Genomic DNA, 2,571 nt, shown 5'->3' with positions numbered 1-2,571 from the left:
GGACTAAACCGCTCGCGCGGTAGGGGTGCTCCGATCCAGGGCTGAAGATAATTGAAGAAGTTTGGCTCTCTTTTCTATGTTGGCGAACGAGGCAATCCGCCTCGCTTCACGACAGGAGCAGAGCCATGAACCTCTCGACGCCCGCTGCATCTCCCCTGCGCCAACGCATGATCGAAGATATGCGGTTGCGCAAACTCTCGGAGAAAACCCAGAGTCAGTACATTCGTGCCGCGCGGCGATTGGCGGCCTATCTGGGTCGCTCACCCGACACCGCGACGGCAGAGGACTTGCGAAACTTCCAACTCTATCTGGTCGATCACGGTGTTTCGCCCATTACACTCAACATCACGATTACTGGGCTCAAGTTTCTTTTCGATGTCACGCTGGATCGCGGCCACCTCATGGCCAAGATGCAGCCGGTCAAACTACCCAAGACGCTGCCGGTGGTCCTGAGTCGTGAGGAAGTTTCGCGGCTGATCGCGGCGGCCGGTAATCTCAAACACCAAACGGCGCTCTCAGTGGCCTACGCCACCGGATTGCGAGCCAGCGAAGTGGTGGCTTTGCGCGTTGGCGATATCGATAGCCAACGGATGACGTTACGGGTTGAGCAAGGTAAGGGGCACAAGGACCGCTATGCGATGCTGCCGCCCGTGCTGTTGGAGCGTCTGCGGGTCTGGTGGCGCGTCGCCAGAGCGCAAGGCAAGATGCTCGACGGCGGATGGTTGTTTCCGGGGCTGAACCCGATCGATCACCTCAGCACCCGCCAACTCAACCGAGCGATCCACTTGGCGGCCGATACGGCTCAGATCGACAAACGAGTCTCGCTGCACACCTTGCGCCATAGCTTCGCCACCCATTTGCTGGAACAGAAGGTGGACATCCGCGTGATCCAGGCCTTGCTGGGGCACAAAAAGTTGGACACAACGGCGCATTACACCCAGGTAGCCAACAACCTCATGCGTGAAGTGATCAGCCCCATCGAGACGCTGCCTCCTTCGTAAGGGACCGCTGTGGGGCGGTGTGCCCTGGAGGTCGCGGATATCTTCCGCGCCCACGGGGACGCTTGGCGCCAGGCTCAGCGCGGCCATTTGAGTCTGAGTCAGCTCCAGGTCATGTCAGCCATCGAAAAGTGCCGCAGTGCGGCGCTGGGGGGACATGTGCTGTGTTGCCAAGCCTGCGGCCACGACGAGATCGCCTATAACTCCTGCCGCAATCGGCATTGCCCGAAGTGCCAAGGAGGTGCGGCGAAACGTTGGCTCGAAGCGCGTCAGGCCGATTTGTTACCGGTGTCGTATTACCATGTCGTCTTCACCCTGCCGGCACCGATCGGTGCCATCGCCTACACCAACAAGGCGGTGATCTACGACCTGTTGTTCGACGTCGCCGCCGAGACGCTGCGTACCATCGCCGCCGATCCCAAACATCTGGGGGCGAGAATCGGCGCCACCCTGGTGCTGCATACGTGGGGATCGGCATTAACCCATCATCCCCATGTGCACGGCATCGTGCCCGGCGGCGGCTTGTCGCCCGACGGATCGCGTTGGGTGGCCTGCAAACCGGGTTTCTTCCTATCGGTCCGGGTGCTCTCGCGGTTGTTTCGCCGGCGCTTCCTGGAATCGCTGGAACAGGCCTATCACGCAGGACGGCTGCAGTTCTTCGGCGAGTTCGCCCATCTCGTGGAGCCGGTGGCGTTTGCTGAGTGGGTGGCACCGTTGAAAGCCTGCGAATGGGTGGTCTATGCCAAACGCCCGTTTGCCGGCCCGGAAGCTGTGCTGGCCTATCTGTCCCGCTATACCCATCGGGTCGCGATTTCCAACCGGCGACTCGTCACCCTGGATGAACGGGGTGTGACCTTCCGCTGGAAGGATTATCGAGCCAAAGGACGGACACGGCATAAGACCATGACCCTCGATACGGGCGAGTTCATGCGGCGCTTCTTGTTGCATGTCCTACCCAGCGGTTTCCACCGCATCCGCCACTACGGCCTCATCGCCAACGGCGGGCGCAGGGAGAATCTTGCGCGAGTTCGTGAGCTCTTGGCAGAACCAACCGCAGCAATCCCGCCTGAACCCGAATCTGCCGAGGTCTCCTCTGGACCGACTCGCCCGACCTTTGTCTGCCCGGATTGCGGTGCGCCGATGGTCATCATCGAAACGTGGGGACACCGAACCTCGATACGCGCGCCGCCCAGCGCTCGGAGTGTTCCATGACCGGATTATTGGTGGGTGCAAATGCCGCGTATTGGCTCTCTGGTGTTTGGGGGCCGACGAGGGAAGACTTTGCCAAATGTGGGAAAACCGGGATTTTTGCCACCCAACCCCATGGCCAACTCCGCCATGGGGAGACGGTCACGGCCCTTTGTCATAAGGAAACCTTGCAGCCAAGCAGTACAATGCCTCAATTCACCCCGACGGCAAACCGTCAAATCGCCATAGCCATTTAGGCCGTTTCAAGCGTACCGGTACATCCCCGCGGTTTCCTCCCTGGAGGCTTGTGCGACGCCTGCCCGGCGAGGGCATTCGCAACCTGCTGCTCCTGCGCGTAGGGGCAGGCATCGCACAACCCTTAACC

2 protein-coding genes are annotated in these 2,571 nt (G+C 60.7%); both read left to right on the top strand.

From position 1 onward, the window contains the following. Positions 1-125 precede the first annotated feature (125 nt). Positions 126-1,001: a site-specific integrase gene (locus B2A78_RS25380; RefSeq protein ID WP_077732839.1), complete on the top strand. Its 876-nt coding sequence runs from the start codon at positions 126-128 to the stop codon at positions 999-1,001. 9 nt (positions 1,002-1,010) lie between these two features. After that, entirely contained in the window at positions 1,011-2,210 is a 1,200-nt protein-coding gene (locus tag B2A78_RS25375; protein WP_077732838.1) for an IS91 family transposase, read from the top strand. The last annotated feature ends 361 nt before the right edge of the window (positions 2,211-2,571 follow it).

It is taken from the genome of Methylocaldum sp. 14B, from assembly GCF_002005105.1.
In the GTDB taxonomy this organism is placed as follows: Bacteria; Pseudomonadota; Gammaproteobacteria; order Methylococcales; family Methylococcaceae; genus Methylocaldum.
The sequence above is the reverse complement of the archived record's forward strand: the minus strand, read 5'-3'. Positions and strand labels throughout refer to the sequence as shown.

Bases quoted from the DNA above. Each gene is read 5' to 3' on its own strand.
- B2A78_RS25380 (WP_077732839.1), top strand. From the start codon at position 126: ATGAACCTCTCGACGCCCGCTGCATCTCCCCTGCGCCAACGCATGATC.